Below are 17,500 nucleotides of genomic sequence, written 5' to 3'. Positions count from 1 at the left end.
ATGATTCTCCCCGGTCTTTGTTATGCTTGAACGGTTATGTTGTTGGATGCAGCGGATCATTAAACCTTCTGCAGGTCTTGAATCCCTTTGTAGACCAGGTCGAACAGATCCTCCAAATACTCCTCGTCAATACAAGAGAAGGCGATCCGGAGATCATGCTCGCCAAGGGCGATGGTTCCCACGCCATACTCATGGATGAGATGGGAACGAAGCTCCTCGGCATTTACCGTGTTCAGCTTCAGGCACATGAAGTAGCCGGAGTTGAACGGATAGTATTCCCATACATCGCCGTATTTGCCGCTGTCAAGAATGGACTTCACTTTGTTGGCGCGGCCTTTCATGATGGCAAACTTCTCTTCCTTCTGTTCATGGAATTCCGGCGCCTTCAGCGCCTCCAGCACAAAGGTTTGCGAAGGGTGGGAGGCGCTGGATATCGTAGCGCGAATAATGCCGAGCGTCTTCTGCTCCAATGCGTCCAGCACGTCTTTATCTTCTGCCGCATACGTGATAAAGCCAACACGGAATCCCCATACGAATTCTTCCTTGGTCGCTCCGTCAACCTTCACAGGAAGCACGCGAGGGTGAAGGCCTGCCAGACGTCCGAAGAGTGATTCCTTCAGCGAATCTTCAAAGAACAATCCGAAATACGCATCATCCGTAACAACCACAATATTCATACCGGCTTCGGCCGCTTCCTGGATTGCGGACACGATGGCGGCCCCTTCCTGAGCGCCAGGCGTATAACCCGTCGGGTTGTTCGGGAAGTTCAGCAGAACGACCGCTTTGCCTTTATCCTTCTGGCTCAGCAGAGCCTGACGAAGTCCTTCGGCGTTAAATTTCATATCGTCTGTGAAGAGAGGATAGGTTACATGAATGCCATGGCGGCGAATGCCGAATGTCAGCTCATAATTCTCCCAATTCTTATCGGGATAAATAACGGCGTCCCCTTCATCCACGAACAAATCGGCTACGATGCTAAGACCATGCGTCAGCGCATTCGTAACGATCGGATTGCTGAAGCTCTTGCCTTCAAGCGAAGGGTTCTCCTGAATCATCTTGTTTCGCCATACGGAGCGCAGCTCCGGCTTGCCTGCCGGAGGGGCATACGGGTACAGATCCTTCGGCTGGTAAGCCGAAAGTTTGTCCTGGATGACGCCCAGATGCATCGGGACTCCGCCTTCGGTTGCAATACCGATCGTAGCGTTATATTTTTTCGCATGGCTCGTCGCTTCCGCAGATTGGCTCAGTATGCCTTCTTTCGGGAAGTAGATTTCTTTGCCGAGTGTGGAGAGCATGTCGTACACATGCGGATTGCCGGCTTGCATTTTTCCATTCAATTGACCAACCAATGGGTTCATGAACTGATTCCTTCCTTCCGAATACTTTTGGTTAAGGTAAGTGTGCAGGTGACAAGTTGCCTTTACGTTTTCATTGCCTAACATTATACCACCTACCCCAGGAACCGTCACGGATAATTGTAATGCTTTAACGCAGTCCAGGGTGATACTTGCAGATCAGTCCGGCGGTTTCTTCATCCCGCTCCTTGCCGCGGCATTCAAGCCCTTCGACTACGGTCTGGAGCCGATCCGGCTTCAGGTTCTGGCCGAACTTGAATTTAGCGCTCATTCGCTGCGGAGCGAGCTTGATGACGGCTACCCCTTTCAGTCTGGGGATATAAGCCCGGTCATTCGCGTCGATGGCGCGGTATCCGCCTTCAGGCTGCAGTTTAGTCATTAGGGCCTCCATCGCAAGGGCTTTTTCCTCCAGATCATCCACGATTACCACTTCGCCGACAGCCGTTACACTTTTAAAGTAGGCCGTGGCCGGGCAGGCCATCTCCGGATCGGAGAAATAAGAAGGGATTAGTGCATACTCATCGGCGATGGTAAAGCACACGGCGGGCGTCCGGCGCAAATGGTCCATTTTTTCCCCCATCCGGCTGCCATGAAAATAGAACGCACCGTTAACATAGGCGTAGTTCAATGGCGTTACACGCGGAATTCCCTCTTCATCGGCTGTTCCAAGGAAACCAAAGCTCATGCCGCTAAGGAAGTCCTCAATTTCTTGTTGATCCTCCATCGTAAATTCGTCTCTTCTCATGGTTAAACGCTCCCCCTATCATTTTGATTAACAGCATACGATGAACATTGACAAGGAAAAAGCGCCAATTTAGAGTAATTTATATAGTCCAATTTTAAAGAAATAACAATAGAGGAGTCGTCATTATGGAGCTGGGATTGCCATTCGAGACCTATGTGGAACAATATCGATATAAATATTTGGCTTTGTACCACGCAATTCGCGCGGCCATTCATAGCGGCAAGCTGCCGGAAGGAACCCGACTTCCCGCGACACGGGAGCTTGCAAAGCTGTATGGCGTGTCCAGGGGATCGGCCGCGCAGTGTTATGACATGCTGATGGCCGAGGGTTACGTCGTATCCCGGCAGGGCAGCGGAACTTATGTTGCCGAAGGGATTGCTGCGATGGCAGACCAGCCGCCATCGGCCGAGCGGGCGCCAGTGCTCTCCGCTTGGGGACAACGCCTGATGAACCAGAGCGGGGAATATATCTCGGCACAGCAGCTGCTGGAGGAGCCTCCCCCGGGTACGATCTCTTTCGCGAATGCGAGGATGCCCATGGAGGATTTCCCCTATTCGGAGTGGCGGAGCGCGTTATCCTACGCAGGCGGAAGCGGGGGAATCGAACTGCAGAACGGCGCGCCGCCGGAAGGGGATACCGAACTGCGTCAGGCGATAGCCGGACACCTGCGCTTTACGCGGGGCATACAGGCCGATCCCGAGCATATCGTGATCTTCAGCGGTTCCATGCAGGGGCTTGTCCTGATGTTTCAGCTGCTGATTGATCCCGGCGATCACGTGGTGATGGAGGATCCGGGGTATCAGGGAATCCACCGGGGTATAAGCCTGAGCGGCGGAATTCCGCTGCCGTCCCCCGTCGACGATGCCGGATTGATACCGCGTGACTGGGACGCCGGCCTGCTTGTCGTAAGCCCCAGCCGTCAATACCCGACGGGCGCGGTCCTGCCGCTGGAGCGAAGAAGGGCGCTGCTGAATTGGGCACGAAGCCGCCAGGCCTTTATTATCGAGGATGATTACGACAGCGAGTTCCGCTGGGGCGGCAAGCCGATTGAGCCCTTGCGGATGCTGGATAACGAGGGACGTGTCATCTTCGTCGGTTCGTTCTCCAAAACGATGTTCACCGGGCTCCGCATCGGGTATGCCGTGCTGCCCCAAGCCTGGTTGAGGCGGTCGTGCAGGCCAAGGCTCTGTACGAGCCGATCTCACCTGCCGTATTAGAGCAGCGCGCGCTGGCGCGCTTTATTGTGCGAGGGGGGTACGGTCGGCATCTTAGAAGAATGACCCGGCTGTACGGCGCGAGGTATGGGGCGCTTCGCCAGGCGATGGATACCCATGCCTCCGAACTGTTTCGTCTTCATCCCGGCGATGCCGGCCTGCATGTTTACGCGAACTGGCTGCGCTCCGCGGAAGAGTATGTCCTGTTCCAGGAAGCTGCCCGCAAGCGCGGCGTCATGTTTCGGGATGCAGCGGCCTATCATCGTGCGCCCGGGCCGCCTGCCGCCTGCTTCGGCTTCTCGCATCTCGGCATATCCAGCATCGAGGACGGGGTTGCGCGGATGGCGCAGGCATGGCGGGACATGCAAAAAACATAAAAAACGGGTATGATGGAAAAGAGGTCAATTTTTGAATGAGATGAGGGGGTTATGACGTGATGCTGAATGCATCGCCGTCTTCTTTTATAATCATGCCTGCGCTTGCCAAAATCGTATGTGAGCCGGGCTGGAAATGGCAAAAACGCGAAAGACCCATGCAGAATTATGACTTGTTCTATGTATGGAGCGGTGAAGGCACGGTCGAGCTCAATGACGAGCCCTTTGCCGTGGGAAAAGGAAGCTGCTTCCTGTTCCGACCAGGAGATCATACGAGCGCGACGCATAATCCGCAGAAACCGCTCGTATTGACATATATCCATTTTGACGTGGCCGACCCGGTTCAACATATCCCTGCATCCTATCGCAAGCTGACGGAAACGATGGATTTCGAATATTTGCTCGCGCGCTACGTGCGTTTGTATCTGGACAAGCCCTATGGATCATTGGAGGAGGGGCAGCTTATTCTGAAACAGCTGATGATTCATCTGCTGCGTTCGGATCTCGCTGAGCCGGTGGTCAAAAAAGCAAGCAATCAGCTTTCCGAGGCGATCCATGAAATCGCGAATTACGTTCGCCAGCACCCGGGGGTTCCCCATCGGGTCGAGGATTTGGCGGCCAGAGCGGGGTTGTCCCCCGTTACTTCTCGATTAAGTTCAAGGAGCTGATCGGCACGCCGGTGCAGTCCTACATCATTCAGATGCGGATCGAGCGGGCGCAGCATCTGCTGCTTCATCAAGGGATGAACGTAACGGAGGTAGCCGACGCGCTGGGTTACCGGGATATATTCTTTTTCAGCCGGCAATTTAAGCAGTATACGGGCAAGAGCCCATCCGAGATTCGGTGATTTCCCGCTCTTCCATAACTTACCTGGCGGGTCGAAGGGCAAATGGGTTTCATAGCAAGCGATTTAGGGTAAAAACGACATACAGTTTCATTTTGAAGGGGGGAGAGAGGAATGAGCCCAAGAAGACGGGTGCGTGGACGTTTCTTTAGTCGCGGTGGCTGCGGTATTTTCAGAAATCGCTTGCGCCGCATGAAGACAACGACTCAGGATCATCAGAATGTGTGGTTTTAACGAGACCTAGGCCTACATACGGGGGACATTGAATCCCGTTATCATATACGCTTTTCTCTGGATGAACGCAAAAGGGAGCTAAATGGCTCCCTTTTTTTGATATGTTTTTTAGGGTCCCCGCAAAGTATTTGGAATAAGCAATCGGAGCATAGGCTCCACTTTGTGGGGCATTTTGTATTGGGGTCCCCGCAAAGTATTTGGAATAAGCATCGAAGCATAGGCTCCACTTTGTGGGGCTATTTAATGGATGTACATGGGAATAGGGAGTCTGTCTGATTACGTTGTAAAAGGGTGCATATACGAATAGGGACTCTGTTGGCATTGCGAAAATTTGTTATATTAGGGATATGTATAAAGCGCTAAACGCAGGGTTGTAATCGACCGGACAGGCAGTTCGGATAACGGAAGGGTGACGGGTGTGACGGAGAGAGCGGCATTGGCGGAGCAAGCGGTGATCCGGTGGTAACGGCGGGAGCAGGAAAGGTTGCGCTGATCACGGGCGCGTCGAGCGGGTTCGGACTGCTCATCAGCTTGGAGCTGGCAAAAGCGGGCTATGACGTGGCAGCGGGTCTGCGCAGGCCGGAGGCGGCTGCAGAGCTGATGACCCGAGCCGAACAAGCAGACGTTGTCAAACGCATTCACGTATTCCAGCTGGATATATGCTTGGAGGAACAAGTCAAGGCTGCTGCTTGGGAGTTAGAGCAGAAGTTCGGCCGCTTGGACGTGCTGGTGAACAACGCCGGCGAAGCGGTAGGCGGCATGGTGGAGGAAGTACCGCTCAGCGACTGGCGCAAGCAGTTGGAGACGAATTTTTTCGGGACCGTATCGGTAACGCAGCATATGCTCCCGCTGCTGCGCAAGACCGGACGATCCAAAATCATTCTCATGAGCAGCATTAGCGGCGTGGTCGGCTTTCCGGGTTATGGTCCCTATGCGGCATCCAAATTTGCGCTGGAGGGGTTTGGTGAGAGCCTGTCCATGGAGTTGATGCCCTTTGGCATCGATGTCGTACTGATCCAGCCCGGTGCCTATGGCACGCCGATCTGGAATAAAAGTTTTGGGGAGCTTACGGTAAAGGAAGGATCACCCTACAGCGGTCTGCTGAAGGGCGTGCTGGACTATTCCGAGCGGACAGCCAGGGGAAGCGGGGATCCGCAGGAGGTAGCCAGGCTTGTGGCAAACATTGCGTCCATGTCCAAACCGAGGTTCCGCTATACGCTGCCCCGAGGTACGCGGCTGACCGCATGGATCAAGGGCGTGCTGCCGGATCGGCTGTTTCAGCGGATCGTTTATCGGATGCTGGACAGGCGTTAATCATTCATGCAGCGAATGATTCATGGCCTTAACTTGTCATGCGATGCTTGGTGAAGCTTGGTAAGGTGAATGGCGTTACCCTTTTCTGGTTGGGGACGGGTGTGGTGTAGCAAACCAAGCAGCTCTCCCATCTTCACCTTGGAGCCGGGTTCCAGGTCACCGCGCGGAGTAAACGTGCCGTTCTCTGTCAGAAGCACGACGGTAGAGCCGAATTCAAAGTACGCGAGTTCATCGCCGATCTCGTATTTCTTCACGTTCTCGTCAGCATAACGGATGCTGCTCACGTTCATGGCTCCGACCTTCACGACGGCAACTTCGCCGAACTCATGCGCAATATAGGTAATGAGGCGCTCATTACGGCTGAGCACGTGCCGGATATGGGTCATCGCAAAATCGTTCACGGGGTAAACGCGTCCCTTTAGATGCTCGCTTTCCGCCTGAACACCGGTTACCGGGGAATGAATGCGATGATAATCGGTTGGGCTTAAATACAATACAAATGCGTAACCGTTGATGTAATTTTCCATTCTCGGTGATTTGGCGAGCAGCTCGCTCAGGGTATAATCCTGTCCCTTGACGCTCAGAATGGTGCCGGCATTAACGGCGCACATTGCCGAAATCGTGGCATCGACGGGGCTTACCATGGCATCGGCGGTGTCGTCTATGGCGCGCAGGCCTATTTTTAACCGGCGGGAAAAGAATTCGTTCAGTGAGCGGTATTCGTGGATTTCTTTCTCCGCTTCATGCGCCGGAATTTGATAAATTCGTATGAATGCAGGTATTAGATGACGGCTCAGCCGGCTGTGGGAACAATGCCCCATGATTCGGGACAGCCACTTGCGGGAGGACAGCTCAGTCATCAGACGCAGCAATTGTTTAGCCATGTCATTCTCCTTTGTGCATAGGTGTCAGCAATAAACGTTGGTGGAAAAGCCAATCACTCTGATATTGACATAGAATGAGCTGGAAATCAATAAATAGCCATTTTTGAAAAAAGGTTCTTGCTAATTGGAGAACGAATGTGTATTTTAAGATTAACATGAAACCGAATAGGGAATACGGGGGCTTGAGTGAATCAGGCTGAGATTGCAGCTGTTATCCGCTGTTGACCGTTAATCTGAACTGGGTAATGCCAGCGTAGAGAATATCCGACCCTGCCTACATAGGGCCTATTTTTCCGTCTGCGCGTTTTCCAGACGGTTTTTTGTTGTGTTTATACAAAAATAGAGGTGGAGAGGGGAATGTGTGGTTATGGGAACATCTATGCAAGAGAAGTTGGGGGTTCAGCCCCGAAAAGGGCTGCGGTTAAGCGATATTTTGGTGACGGTGTTGGTATCGCTGGTGCTTGGCGTCATTTATCACTTCTGGGGTTCGGTTTACAATCTGTTAAAACCGCTGTTCTTTGAAGCGGATGAGTTGTTATACGGAATGTGGTTCGCTGCAGCCACGCTTGCTTACTTGCTAATCCGTAAGCCGGGAGTGGCCATCATTGCGGAAGTGGCGGCTGCCCACGTGGAAGTGCTGTTTGGCAGCGGCTGGGGATTGACTCTGCTGCTGTATGGCCTCATTCAAGGACTTGGGGCAGAATTGGTATTCGCGGCGTTCCGTTATCGGAGCACCTCGGCGTGGACGCTGGCGATTGCCGGAGCAGGCGCAGCCATCGGATCGATGATCATGGACTTCTATTACAGCTATACCGATGACCTGCAGACGTGGATGTTCCTGGCCAAATACGGTATGCGGGTACTCAGCGGTGCCGTCATTGCAGGCCTGCTCATGCTCTTGCTGGCTAAAGCCTTGGACCGCACGGGCGTCACATCCCTGCTGCGTCCTGCGTCGAAGAAGGATTACGAAGCACTGGATGATCCGCGCCATGTCTAATGCCACGGTTAGCCTGGTTCCGGCTCAGTCCGCTGAGATGGTTTCGGAACCGGCCGTGTATGTGGAGGGATTGCGTCTGAAGTATCCGGGCGAGGAGCGACTGATGTTCAAAGACCTCTCTTTCTCGGCTGTCCGCGGGGAGAAGGTGCTGCTGCTCGGTCCGAGCGGCTGCGGCAAATCCACGCTGCTGCAGGTGCTTAGCGGGATGATTCCCCGCGCAACGGAGGTGCCGATGAAATGCGAGTCGCAGCTGGTTCCGCGCTCTTGGGGGTATGTATTTCAAGATCCGGATACCCAGTTCTGCATGCCGTACGTGGATGAAGAGCTGGCTTTCGTACTGGAAAATCTAAGTGTCCCGCGCGATGAGATGAAGGAGCGGATGCAAGCGGCCCTCCGCGAGGTGGGTCTTGATCTTGAGGAGCTTCATATGCCGATCGGGCATTTGTCCCAAGGCATGAAGCAAAGGTTAGCGCTGGCTTCGGCTCTGCTGCTGGAGCCGGAGGTGCTGTTCCTTGACGAGCCATCTGCCTTGCTCGACCCGGAAGGAAGGGAGCAAATCTGGTCGGCGGTGAAGGCCGTATCGGAAGGGCGGACACTGATCATCGTGGAGCACCGGATCGAAGAAATGGCCAGATACGTGGATCGTGTCGTGCTGTTCAGCCCGGATGGCGTGATTCTGGGCGAAGGTCCTCCGGCAGCGATATTCGCAGAATTCGAGCGGGAACTCCAAGCCTATGGAATCTGGTATCCCGGCGTATGGGAAGATTATGCGCAGACCCGGGCGGGCAGAGAGCTGTTTGCTCCGGTTGATGCGCTTGGCGATGAGCGCGGTAATCTCCTGCATGAGGCTGCTCCGCCGTATGCTCAACGTGGGGAGTCTGTCATTCAACTGGCGAATTTCAGGGGAATGAGATGGGATAAACCGGTCATCAACCTCCCTTCGGCCGAGGTGTTTCCGGGACAATTCATTGCGGTGGTAGGGCCGAACGGAGCAGGTAAAAGCTCGCTGCTGCTCAGTTTGATGGGGCTGCTTCGCGCCGAAGGGACCTATATGCTCTGCGGGGAAGAGGTCATTCAAGGCAAACGCAGGAAGGTGCGGAAGAAGAGAGAGCAGCAGCTGCGCCAAATCGGATTCGTGTTTCAGAATCCGGAGCTTCAATTCCTGACGGAGCGCATCGGCGATGAGGTGGTTTACTCGCTGCTGGTGGATCATGTGCCGCCGGAGGAAGCGAAGGCGCAGGCCGAGCGCTGTCTTGAACGTTTTGGATTGAATGGCTTGGAGGCCAGGCATCCGTACCAGCTGTCGACAGGCCAAAAGCGCCGCTTGAGCGTGGCTACGGCCATGGCAAGACAGCCGTCCGTCCTGCTTCTGGATGAGCCGACCTTCGGACAGGATGCGCGGAATACATTCGCGATTCTGGAGATGTGCGAGAAGCTGCGTCGTGCGGGAACCGCCATTCTCATGGTGACGCATGAAATGGAGATCGCGCAGCGGGTCGCCACGCATATATGGGAAATACGGGAGGGACAGCTGACCTCGAGCATGCCTTCCCCGCGCTGGTCTGGCGGGATTGAATCCCGGCAGGCGGCTAAGGGAGCAAACGGCGCTGCCGACCCCCGGGGTACCTTAGCCGCGGCCGATCATCGCCTCACGGGGGTGAACGCATGAACATATGGAATCCCGTGCGGATCACTTGGCTGCACCGGGCGAATCCGGTGGTGAAGCTGGGTCTGATCTGTGCGCTGTTTTTCATGACGGTGTTAACCCATGATCTTGATTTTGTTTTGTATCAGGCGTTCATCTTTATGGTCTGTCTCGTGGTGCTCAGCGGGGTGAAGCCGTGGAAAATGCTGTTGTTCTTCATTCCGTTTCTGCTTGCCTTCATATCGTCCGCCTCTTCCATGATGCTGTTCGGTAAGGGAGAGACGATCTGGTGGGAGTGGGGGTTGTTCCGGGTATCGGAAGAAAGCTTCTACCGGGGGCTGCATTTGGGCTTTAAGGGAATTGCCTTTGCCTCGGAGGGGCTGCTGCTCGTGACCACAACGTCCTCGGTGGATTTATTCTACAGCCTGATGCAGAAGCTGCGGCTGGCGCCCAAGTATGCTTACAGCTTCATGGCTTCAATCCGGCTGCTGCCAATGGTATGGGAGGAATATGTGATTCGCCGCCAAGCCTTGAAGGTACGAGGAGTCCGCCCGATTCGCGGGATTCGCGGCATGGTGAACCGCGCAGGATTGTATGTGGTGCCGCTGCTGGCACAGAGCATCCGCCGGGCCCATCGGGTGGCCGCCGCGATGGAGGCCAAGCAATTCGACGGCGATCAGGCGAAGTCCCGAACGTATTATTACCCGTCGCGTTATTCGCGCTATGATCTTCTGGTTATCGGATTGCTTGCAGTTGCCGCCGCTTTCGCTTATGCCGCATCCGGATATTTTCCATGGTTCGGCATTGGCGACGTGCGGTTTGATTAAAGGGTTGGTGAAAGCAAAAAGAGTCTGCTTACGTTACGTAAGCGGGCTTTTTTTGTTATGAGATTTAAAGTTAAGCTAACTTCTTCCCCGTTATATTTAAAAAATCATGTCTGGATTTCATGCTGATCGAGGCGTTATAATACTGATGGTACCAGAATAGTATTTATGGTACCAGAAGGGGAGTTAGTTCACTTGCGCGAGCGAATATTGAATGAAACGATCCGCTTAATTCAGCGGCAAGGATTTACGTTTACGGTCAGTGATCTGGCCCGCGTCCTTGCCATTAGTAAACGGACGATCTATGAGCACTTCTCATCCAAGGAAGAGATTGTTGAACATATCATTGACGGGATGATCCGGCACATCCAGCAGCGCGAACGTGAAATTGCGGCGGATGCGGGGCTTACCGTTCTGGAGAAGATACACCAGATTCTAATCTGTCTGCCCCAGGAGATGGAGCAGATGGATTTGGGGATGCTGCCGGATCTGAAGCGCACGCATTATGCGCAATGGGAGAAGCTGGACACCTTTTTCCGAGAGGAATGGGGCATTGTCACCGAGCTGATGGAGCGGGGCATGGCCGAGGGAAGCATCAAACGGATTCATATGCCGCTGTTCATCGATCTGTATCTCGGATCGCTCCATCAGATTTACGATTCGAGGGCGACGGTGAAGCATCAATTGCCGCTGGGGGAGCTGCTGCAGTCCGTTATGGACATCCTGCTATTCGGGATTGCTGCAGAGAAACGGGAGGAGTCTTGAGATTATGCATTGGTTCTATTTAAGTTTGGCTATTCTGTTTGAAGTGGCGGGGACGCTGAACATGAAGCTGTCGGAGGGGTTCAGCAAACCGCTGCCCAGCGTGCTGCTGGTGGTATTCTATATTTGCAGCTTGAGCTTCCTGACGCTGAGCTTGAAGCAGATTGAAATATCCGTGGCTTACGCGATCTGGTCGGGGCTTGGCATTATGATCATTACCGTAATCGGTTATATGTTCTTTGCGGAGCAGATTAATGGTCTGAAAATGTTCTCGATCCTGCTGATCATCGCAGGGGTCGTTCTGCTGAATCTATCCGGCAGCGCGCATGCGCAGGAACAACCGAAGACGCACCAGTCCGGTCACTAAGGGCGATAGAAGAAACCGGAATCTGCGGGAAGAGCCGTATTCGTGCGGCTCTAGTTCCGCTGCAATAATGTACTATGCCCCGCTTCGCCTCCAGCTCTATAATGACAAAGGAAATTCCTTTGTTAGGAGCTATCATCATGAACCTGTCTTCTTTTTTTATTTACTGTTTTATCGTGGCTTTCTCGCCGGGACCATCCAACATCGTCATTTTGTCTTCGGTTCAACATTCCGGCATGAAGAAGACCTTGCGCTACATTGCCGGAGCCTCTATCGCTTTTTTCTTATTAATCGCTGCTTCCGTGGTATTGGGCCAGCTGCTGTCTACAGGCATGCCAATCGTACTGCCAATCTTGCGGATCGTAGGCTGCCTGTTCATGCTGTATCTCACGTATCAGGTGTATACCATGGACGTATCCAAGTCCGGCACGAATCAAACGGCGTCCTTCACGTCCGGCTTTCTGATGCAGTTTCTCAATCCGAAGGTGGTACTGTTTACACTGACGGTCATTCCGAGCTACGTCATGCCGTATTATACGGCAGGTCCTGTCATCTCGGCGTTTGTTGTCGCGGTATCGTTAATCGGGCTGTCCGCGTATATGACCTGGGCCGTGTGCGGTAGCCTTTTTCAAGGAATTATGCAAAAATATCGGAGAACGACCAACACGATGCTGGCTTTGTTTCTTCTGTACTCGGCAATCGTCGTATCCGGCATACCGGAGCTCATAAAGGGGTGATGGAAGATGGAGCAGTTTATCTATAAAAAAGCGGTGGGCATTACGGCGCTGTCCGCGAGCCTGACGGATTTCAAATATAAAAAGCATTATCACGAGGAGTACGCCCTCGGCGTCACGCTGCGCGGCATTCAGAAGTACTCGCTGGACGGCAGTCAGCAGGCTTCTTACCAAAGCGGGGTAATGCTGTTCCATCCGGAGCAGAATCATGATGGCTGGTCCCAGGAACGAACGGGCATCGATTATGTGATGATCTATATTCATCCGGAGTTATTTCTGGAATTGATTCAGAAAAAGGATATCGTCCGGTTCCAATCCCCGATTGTATATCACGCCGGGCTGCGGAAGAGCATTCTGGATGTAACGAGGTCGATCTTCACGGGTCAGCCGGAGGCAAGAAGCAGCGAGCTGCTGCTGGGTCTGGCAGGGCATTTTAACGAGAGTATTCTGAACCCGGATAGCCGGAAGGACAGCGTGTTTACACGGAAGGCCAAAGAAATGATGCAGGATCATCTGGATCATGTTCTCCGTCTCGACGAATTAAGCGGGGAGTTCGGGATGTCGAAGTATCAATTCATTCGTTACTTCAAAGCAAATACGGGGCTGTCGCCTTATCAGTATTATCTGAACTGCAAAGTGGAGCGAGCCAAGCATCTGATCGAGGACAGCCGGGATGTATACCAGGCCGTTACCCAGTGCGGCTTCACGGATCTCGCCCACTTGAACCGGCATTTCAAGAATGTGTACGGCACGACAGCGTTTGATTATATGTCCCATCTGGATAAGTGAGGCGGCAGGTGCCGATCATTCGCGCGATTTTTCAAGCCAGGCTTGGCATTTGTGAATAAACTCCGTTATAATGTGTATAGAATGTAAAAGGGACCGTGCGCGAACACGATCCCGGCGTACAACGTACCGCTATAAGGGCGGTCGGCTATAGGAAATCCGATCAGAAATAGACCGTGATCCTGACCAAGGGCGGTCTATTTCTTTTTAAGATTATAGAATTTATAAGTTTTCAGCGAAGCTGAACTCATTCGATAATCGCAAGAAAAACGTCCTCTAAACGCGGTCTGTCTTCTGTGAATGTACGTCGATAGACGGTTTTTCTTATGGAACGAAAGTATTAACACCACCAGCGTCGCGAACGAAATCATTAGCGTCAATGTTTGGTATACTTCCATGGCATCACCTCCCAAGCCGGGACCGGATTTTGAGATAGGGCCAAGGGATGTTAATCTGTATGTGGAATCATTAGAAACTACTTAGGCTTTAGCCGGATGGAAGGAATCGTTCGAATGGAATATATCTATGAATCAGCCCAGCGCAGCTACGAGGATTTCGCCAGCGGCCGGGTTCTGTATAATGCGCAGGGAACGACTTCGTTCCCTGTCAGACTAGCCAGCGAGATTGCGCAGCGGTGCTTTCAACTATTGGAGAAAAAAGGGGTACAGGGGCCGTATACCTTGTTCGACCCCTGCTGCGGCGGGGCGTATCTGTTGACGGTGGTTGGGCTGCTGCACGGGCAGCGCATTCATCGCGTGATCGGCTCTGACATTAACGCAGAGGTGCTCGGAATAGCCGCGAAAAACCTGTCGCTGCTCCGCGAAGAGGGGCTGGAACTACGCACCGAACAGTTGAAAGAACTATTGGCGTTGTATCAGAAGCCGTCTCACCAGGATGCGCTGCAAAGCGCTGGCCGATTGAGGGAGCTGTTAAGGTCCTCGCGTGTGGAAGAGACGGCTTGTTTTCAAGCTGATATAACCCAACCGGAGGAAAGCTTGGCCTCCTGCAAGGGAACCCATATCGTCATGACCGATCTCCCTTATGGTGACCTGGTTAGCTGGGGCGGCGGAAGCGATGAGCCGGTGAAGGATTTCTTTAACGGCATTCATTCCATCCTGGATCCTGGCCGCTCCGTGGTTGCGGTCATATCCGACAAAGGGCAAAAATTAAAGCATGACCGGTTTCAAAGGATTCAGCATATAAAGGTGGGCAAACGACAGGTAGCCATCTTTGAACCGCTTTGAACGGAGTAAAACAACGGAATATAGAAGGAACCTGCTGCCGTCCTTAGCTGCTAACCTCTTATCCAAGGGAGGCGTCGGCTTCCATAGCAACCCGCTTTTGACGTCATGTCAAGAGCGGTTTTTTTTTGCTAAGGAGGGAGTTAGCCATCTGGAATCCTCCACTCAAATAAGGAACGTATGTTCGATTATAATCTAAAAAAATATAGCATTTCTTGTGGAATGCCAGCTCGTAGATAGAACTCGTGTAAGGACTCGCCCGGTCCGGGAGCCAAACCCGCCGTCAATAGGGCAATGGCAAAACGGTTCGCTTGCCGCTCCAGTTTGCCCGGACTGAAATAGGAATGCTCCTCCAGAAAAAAGCGGTTGATACCCTTATGGAGCCGGTCATGCCCGAGCTCATGCGCGCATACGAAGCGCTGCCATGGCGACGGCAGCTGATTGTGGATGACGATGAATCTCCGCCTCAGCTTACGGAAATACAGCCCTTTGGTCGTTTGGCCTAAATCGGCGAATCGAATATGTATGCCCAAGGAAGTCGCAATTTCAAAAGGGCAGTTGGTATGATGTTTTTTGATCAGCTGACGGATTAAGGGTTGTAAATGATCATCCATGCCGGTTCACCTGCAATATTGGGATTGGTTGAATCGTTGTAATCGGTATGTATCTCCTTATCCATGTAGATTTATTTCTTGCGTTTGTTCATTTGCTTGGCTTCCCAGAACAGTCCGGTCAGAACGTCCTTGATGCGCTGTTTGTCCTCCTCGTTCAGCGGGACGCCGTCAAACATGAGCTCACCGTCATCCTCAAGCATTTTCTTGAAATCCCGTTTATCCCTGGAGGTTGCCCAAGCGGGTGCCGAGATATTCTCGTGCTTGGCAGCATCCTGCTGCAGATAACCTGCTTTATTCATCAGCTCTTCATAGGGAACTTCCAGTGCCTCTGCCATTTTGCGAAGTGTTTGCGGCTTGGGGATGCCCCTCAGCCCATTCTCGATCCGGGAGATTTGCGAACCGCTGATATCGGCGGCTTGGGCCAGCTGATTGATGCTCCAGCCTTTGTTCTCCCTCATCTCTTTCAAGTATGATCCAAATATGTGATCCACGTTCCGGCCACTCCTCACCATAGTCCATCTGAAACATCTACTAATAGTATAAACACATCCCCCACCTTTGCCAACAGGTAAAATAAAAGAGAGTATTATTGCCAAAAGGCAAGAATATGAAAGGTAAGCTCCAAATTCTCGTGAATAGTTCACCCTTTTGAAGGTTTACGCGGGTCTCCAAATAGTGGTATATTAATGAAAAATACGAACAAAATGCGAACACTCGAGGTGAGACTAACTTCTGCCAAATGGCAAAGCAAACCTCGACAATGACAATCAAAAGGGAGTGTTTTTCGAATGAATCCATTTTTACCGGAATTGGATCGCAGAAAGACCCAAAGTGCTGTTGAAGCGATATTCGAGAAATATCGTATCTATAAAACCATTACATTCGAAGTCAGGGAGGCGAGCGTCACGGCATCCTACACGGAACGATTTCATGGACCGACCAACGTCACCTCGGACCAAACGGCATCGGTTGCCATATATAATGTAGATATGCCTGCGGCCAGGAAGCAGTATTGCGAGACCATCGAGTCAATCGTGGAACGGCTTGGCGAGAGGGAACAGACCTTGATTCGGGAACGTTATATGAAGCAGGACGACGTATTCGATTACAAGGTGTACAACCATATCCTCGAACCGCCGGTCAGCAAGGATACGTATACCAAGATCCGCACCCGGGCCTTCTATAAACTGGCGCTGGCTTTAGCAGACAGGGGGCTGCTGAAGCTGCAAGAGTTGGACAAGTCCGCAAAGAGCAAAATGAACTGATCATCGCCGAGATGGATAATTAAACCGAGCCTAAACCGGAGGACCTCAATGAGGCCCTCCGGTTTTTTCTATAACAAGATGAAGATACTGCACCATGAGGCAGAACCTAAAATGAAATGGGGAAAACAGCAATAAACACGAACATAAGTTCGTACTATTTTCCGCCGACATTCCACTTTAAGTTCCGCATTATCCGTCCCATAAGACGTCAGCGCATCCGATTTAGGGGTGTAAGATTGTATTATCGGAAATGAAGTTAAACAGAGCATACCGAACACACACAGTGTAGATGTGAGCCGGCCTTATGAAGGACCGGTTTTTTGCTGCGGCCTTAGGCTTCGATTGCTTCATTTTCGATTCTCTATATATGAAGGAAAGGAGGGGGCCGTGTTGCGCAAGCATGTGAGCGCCGCAAGAAGCTGGCTATCCCATAACCGACCGGAAGCCACCCGGCCATCTGCGGAATGAGAGGGGCGATCAAGCAGGCCACTCTAGATATCGTACCTGAGCTTGAAGGCCGAATATATGACGTACATCCGCCGGATGGGGTTAGCGAGCCTTTTTATGGCGTTATGACGCTGGGAGAGGACGTTTGGAAATCCTCCTGGGCAGGATACCGGCAGGTGGTGCGATTGAAGCTGTACGCGGATCGTTCCGAATTGCTTCAGTTAGATCGCTGGGTGGAACTTCTAATCCCGGGACTACATCGCAAGCGGGTGATCGGAGCCGATGGGAATGCATTCAAGCTTCATTATTTGGGTGTGCCGGAAGCCGACAAGTTCGATTCTGTTTCAGGCAAAATGATCCGGATCATGCGATTCGGCGTCTATGTACCCCAGGCATCCGGGACCGGTTCCACCGGACAACCCGATGAGTGGCTGCATACACTGACAGCTTGGACAGGAGAAGTACTGGGCGATCCATGGCGCATCTATCATACGGCATGGCCGGCGGGACGGGATGATCACGCCGTATTATGGCGGATGACGGGCTGTGAGACCAAGATGGCGGGAGCTTCGATGTTCGAGGTTCGCAAAACCTTTACCGGGCATATTGCCGCTCTTGATTCCGCGGACGAGCAGCTCACGGCTGCAAGGCTGGTGGAGGAGCTTGGTACCCAGGTCCAGCTGATGCTGGATTCACAGAATCGCCGCTATTTATCCGTTGCGGAGATTTCCTCCGATGTGCAGGCCGATCCCATTCTGGACGGGCAGCTGAAGCTGACTCTGGCGCAGCGGAAGATGCGTTCACCGGAGGAAGCTGCATTGATCAGGCGCATTAACGTTCATCCAATTTTAAAGTGA

General features: G+C 52.6%; 17 protein-coding genes, 2 pseudogenes and 1 riboswitch. Of the genes and pseudogenes, 13 read left to right on the top strand and 6 right to left on the bottom strand.

Annotated elements, in window-relative coordinates; genetic code table 11:
• Nucleotides 1–59: 59 nt before the first annotated feature.
• Nucleotides 60–1,358, bottom strand: coding sequence for an aminotransferase class I/II-fold pyridoxal phosphate-dependent enzyme (locus BJP58_RS14850; RefSeq protein WP_194544516.1), 1,299 nt, complete (start codon nt 1,356–1,358; stop codon nt 60–62).
• Between the two features lie 127 nt (nt 1,359–1,485).
• On the bottom strand, nt 1,486–2,100 hold the full coding sequence (locus tag BJP58_RS14845; RefSeq protein ID WP_194544515.1) for a pyridoxamine 5'-phosphate oxidase family protein: 615 nt from the start codon (nt 2,098–2,100) through the stop codon (nt 1,486–1,488).
• Between the two features lie 125 nt (nt 2,101–2,225).
• Between BJP58_RS14845 and pdxR the strand changes: the two are divergent.
• The 3 genes and pseudogenes from pdxR (at nt 2,226) to BJP58_RS14830 (ending at nt 6,080) form a co-directional block, all read left to right on the top strand.
• Nucleotides 2,226–3,691, top strand: a pseudogene (gene pdxR, locus BJP58_RS14840) (MocR-like pyridoxine biosynthesis transcription factor PdxR).
• Between the two features lie 59 nt (nt 3,692–3,750).
• Nucleotides 3,751–4,535: pseudogene (locus tag BJP58_RS14835) on the top strand (helix-turn-helix domain-containing protein).
• Nucleotides 4,536–5,225: 690 nt separating this feature from the next.
• Nucleotides 5,226–6,080 carry an SDR family oxidoreductase gene (locus tag BJP58_RS14830; protein WP_194544514.1) on the top strand — a complete coding sequence of 285 codons (855 nt, stop codon included), beginning with the start codon at nt 5,226–5,228 and terminating at the stop codon, nt 6,078–6,080.
• Between the two features lie 20 nt (nt 6,081–6,100).
• Here the strand turns inward: BJP58_RS14830 and asd are convergent, their stop codons facing one another.
• The gene (gene asd, locus BJP58_RS14825; protein WP_233355082.1) at nt 6,101–6,964 is read right to left on the bottom strand and encodes an archaetidylserine decarboxylase; all 864 of its coding nucleotides are present in this window, start codon (nt 6,962–6,964) and stop codon (nt 6,101–6,103) included.
• A 164-nt stretch (nt 6,965–7,128) separates the two neighbouring features.
• Nucleotides 7,129–7,241, top strand: a riboswitch (TPP riboswitch).
• Between the two features lie 90 nt (nt 7,242–7,331).
• On the opposite strand from asd, the gene BJP58_RS14820 reads away from it, so the two are divergent.
• The 7 genes from BJP58_RS14820 to BJP58_RS14790 all read left to right on the top strand — a co-directional run bounded on the left by BJP58_RS14820 (nt 7,332) and on the right by BJP58_RS14790 (nt 13,079).
• On the top strand, nt 7,332–7,961 hold the full coding sequence (locus tag BJP58_RS14820) for an ECF transporter S component (protein ID WP_071222437.1): 630 nt from the start codon (nt 7,332–7,334) through the stop codon (nt 7,959–7,961).
• A complete protein-coding gene (locus BJP58_RS14815; protein ID WP_194544513.1) occupies nt 7,954–9,630 on the top strand; it encodes an ABC transporter ATP-binding protein in 1,677 nt (558 codons plus the stop codon). Before BJP58_RS14820 ends, BJP58_RS14815 begins: the two co-directional genes overlap by 8 nt.
• Nucleotides 9,627–10,433, top strand: coding sequence for an energy-coupling factor transporter transmembrane component T family protein (locus BJP58_RS14810; protein ID WP_194544512.1), 807 nt, complete (start codon nt 9,627–9,629; stop codon nt 10,431–10,433). The genes BJP58_RS14815 and BJP58_RS14810 overlap by 4 nt, the downstream gene beginning before the upstream one ends.
• A 192-nt stretch (nt 10,434–10,625) precedes the next feature.
• Nucleotides 10,626–11,195, top strand: coding sequence for a TetR/AcrR family transcriptional regulator (locus tag BJP58_RS14805; RefSeq protein ID WP_194544511.1), 570 nt, complete (start codon nt 10,626–10,628; stop codon nt 11,193–11,195).
• Nucleotides 11,196–11,199: 4 nt separating this feature from the next.
• On the top strand, nt 11,200–11,559 hold the full coding sequence (locus tag BJP58_RS14800; protein WP_194544510.1) for a DMT family transporter: 360 nt from the start codon (nt 11,200–11,202) through the stop codon (nt 11,557–11,559).
• A gap of 137 nt (nt 11,560–11,696) precedes the next feature.
• Entirely contained in the window at nt 11,697–12,293 is a 597-nt protein-coding gene (locus tag BJP58_RS14795; protein WP_194544509.1) for a LysE family translocator, read from the top strand.
• A 6-nt stretch (nt 12,294–12,299) separates the two neighbouring features.
• A complete protein-coding gene (locus BJP58_RS14790) occupies nt 12,300–13,079 on the top strand; it encodes an AraC family transcriptional regulator (protein WP_194544508.1) in 780 nt (259 codons plus the stop codon).
• 194 nt (nt 13,080–13,273) lie between these two features.
• On the opposite strand, the gene BJP58_RS34260 is transcribed toward BJP58_RS14790, so the two are convergent.
• Nucleotides 13,274–13,474, bottom strand: a complete 201-nt coding sequence (locus BJP58_RS34260) for a putative holin-like toxin (protein WP_009594596.1) — start codon at nt 13,472–13,474, stop codon at nt 13,274–13,276.
• Between the two features lie 114 nt (nt 13,475–13,588).
• Here BJP58_RS34260 and BJP58_RS14785 point away from each other — a divergent pair, with 114 nt between their 5' ends.
• Nucleotides 13,589–14,320 carry a hypothetical protein gene (locus tag BJP58_RS14785; protein WP_194544507.1) on the top strand — a complete coding sequence of 244 codons (732 nt, stop codon included), beginning with the start codon at nt 13,589–13,591 and terminating at the stop codon, nt 14,318–14,320.
• A 185-nt stretch (nt 14,321–14,505) separates the two neighbouring features.
• On the opposite strand, the gene BJP58_RS14780 is transcribed toward BJP58_RS14785, so the two are convergent.
• Nucleotides 14,506–14,931, bottom strand: coding sequence for an ImmA/IrrE family metallo-endopeptidase (locus BJP58_RS14780; RefSeq protein ID WP_194544506.1), 426 nt, complete (start codon nt 14,929–14,931; stop codon nt 14,506–14,508).
• Nucleotides 14,932–15,002: 71 nt separating this feature from the next.
• Nucleotides 15,003–15,422 carry a transcriptional regulator gene (locus BJP58_RS14775; RefSeq protein WP_071222446.1) on the bottom strand — a complete coding sequence of 140 codons (420 nt, stop codon included), beginning with the start codon at nt 15,420–15,422 and terminating at the stop codon, nt 15,003–15,005.
• Nucleotides 15,423–15,719: 297 nt separating this feature from the next.
• Here BJP58_RS14775 and BJP58_RS14770 point away from each other — a divergent pair, with 297 nt between their 5' ends.
• Nucleotides 15,720–16,196 (top strand): ArpU family phage packaging/lysis transcriptional regulator, encoded by a 477-nt coding sequence (locus BJP58_RS14770; protein WP_194544505.1) that lies wholly within the window; start codon nt 15,720–15,722, stop codon nt 16,194–16,196.
• A 464-nt stretch (nt 16,197–16,660) separates the two neighbouring features.
• A complete protein-coding gene (locus BJP58_RS14765) occupies nt 16,661–17,500 on the top strand; it encodes a hypothetical protein (RefSeq protein ID WP_194544504.1) in 840 nt (279 codons plus the stop codon).

Origin of the sequence: Paenibacillus sp. JZ16 (assembly GCF_015326965.1) — a bacterium.
In the GTDB taxonomy this organism is placed as follows: domain Bacteria; phylum Bacillota; class Bacilli; order Paenibacillales; family Paenibacillaceae; genus Paenibacillus_AQ.
The sequence above is the reverse complement of the archived record's forward strand: the minus strand, read 5'-3'. Positions and strand labels throughout refer to the sequence as shown.

Excerpts from the sequence above, each read along its gene's own strand:
- BJP58_RS14850 (WP_194544516.1), bottom strand. The coding sequence starts at position 1,358 with ATGAACCCATTGGTTGGTCAATTGAATGGAAAAATGCAAGCCGGCAAT.
- BJP58_RS14845 (WP_194544515.1), bottom strand. The coding sequence starts at position 2,100 with ATGAGAAGAGACGAATTTACGATGGAGGATCAACAAGAAATTGAGGAC.
- asd (WP_233355082.1), bottom strand. The coding sequence starts at position 6,964 with ATGGCTAAACAATTGCTGCGTCTGATGACTGAGCTGTCCTCCCGCAAG.
- BJP58_RS14820 (WP_071222437.1), top strand. The coding sequence starts at position 7,332 with ATGGGAACATCTATGCAAGAGAAGTTGGGGGTTCAGCCCCGAAAAGGG.
- BJP58_RS14815 (WP_194544513.1), top strand. The coding sequence starts at position 7,954 with ATGTCTAATGCCACGGTTAGCCTGGTTCCGGCTCAGTCCGCTGAGATG.
- BJP58_RS14810 (WP_194544512.1), top strand. The coding sequence starts at position 9,627 with ATGAACATATGGAATCCCGTGCGGATCACTTGGCTGCACCGGGCGAAT.
- BJP58_RS14800 (WP_194544510.1), top strand. The coding sequence starts at position 11,200 with ATGCATTGGTTCTATTTAAGTTTGGCTATTCTGTTTGAAGTGGCGGGG.
- BJP58_RS14795 (WP_194544509.1), top strand. The coding sequence starts at position 11,697 with ATGAACCTGTCTTCTTTTTTTATTTACTGTTTTATCGTGGCTTTCTCG.
- BJP58_RS14790 (WP_194544508.1), top strand. The coding sequence starts at position 12,300 with ATGGAGCAGTTTATCTATAAAAAAGCGGTGGGCATTACGGCGCTGTCC.
- BJP58_RS34260 (WP_009594596.1), bottom strand. The coding sequence starts at position 13,474 with ATGGAAGTATACCAAACATTGACGCTAATGATTTCGTTCGCGACGCTG.
- BJP58_RS14785 (WP_194544507.1), top strand. The coding sequence starts at position 13,589 with ATGGAATATATCTATGAATCAGCCCAGCGCAGCTACGAGGATTTCGCC.
- BJP58_RS14780 (WP_194544506.1), bottom strand. The coding sequence starts at position 14,931 with ATGGATGATCATTTACAACCCTTAATCCGTCAGCTGATCAAAAAACAT.
- BJP58_RS14770 (WP_194544505.1), top strand. The coding sequence starts at position 15,720 with ATGAATCCATTTTTACCGGAATTGGATCGCAGAAAGACCCAAAGTGCT.
- BJP58_RS14765 (WP_194544504.1), top strand. The coding sequence starts at position 16,661 with ATGAGAGGGGCGATCAAGCAGGCCACTCTAGATATCGTACCTGAGCTT.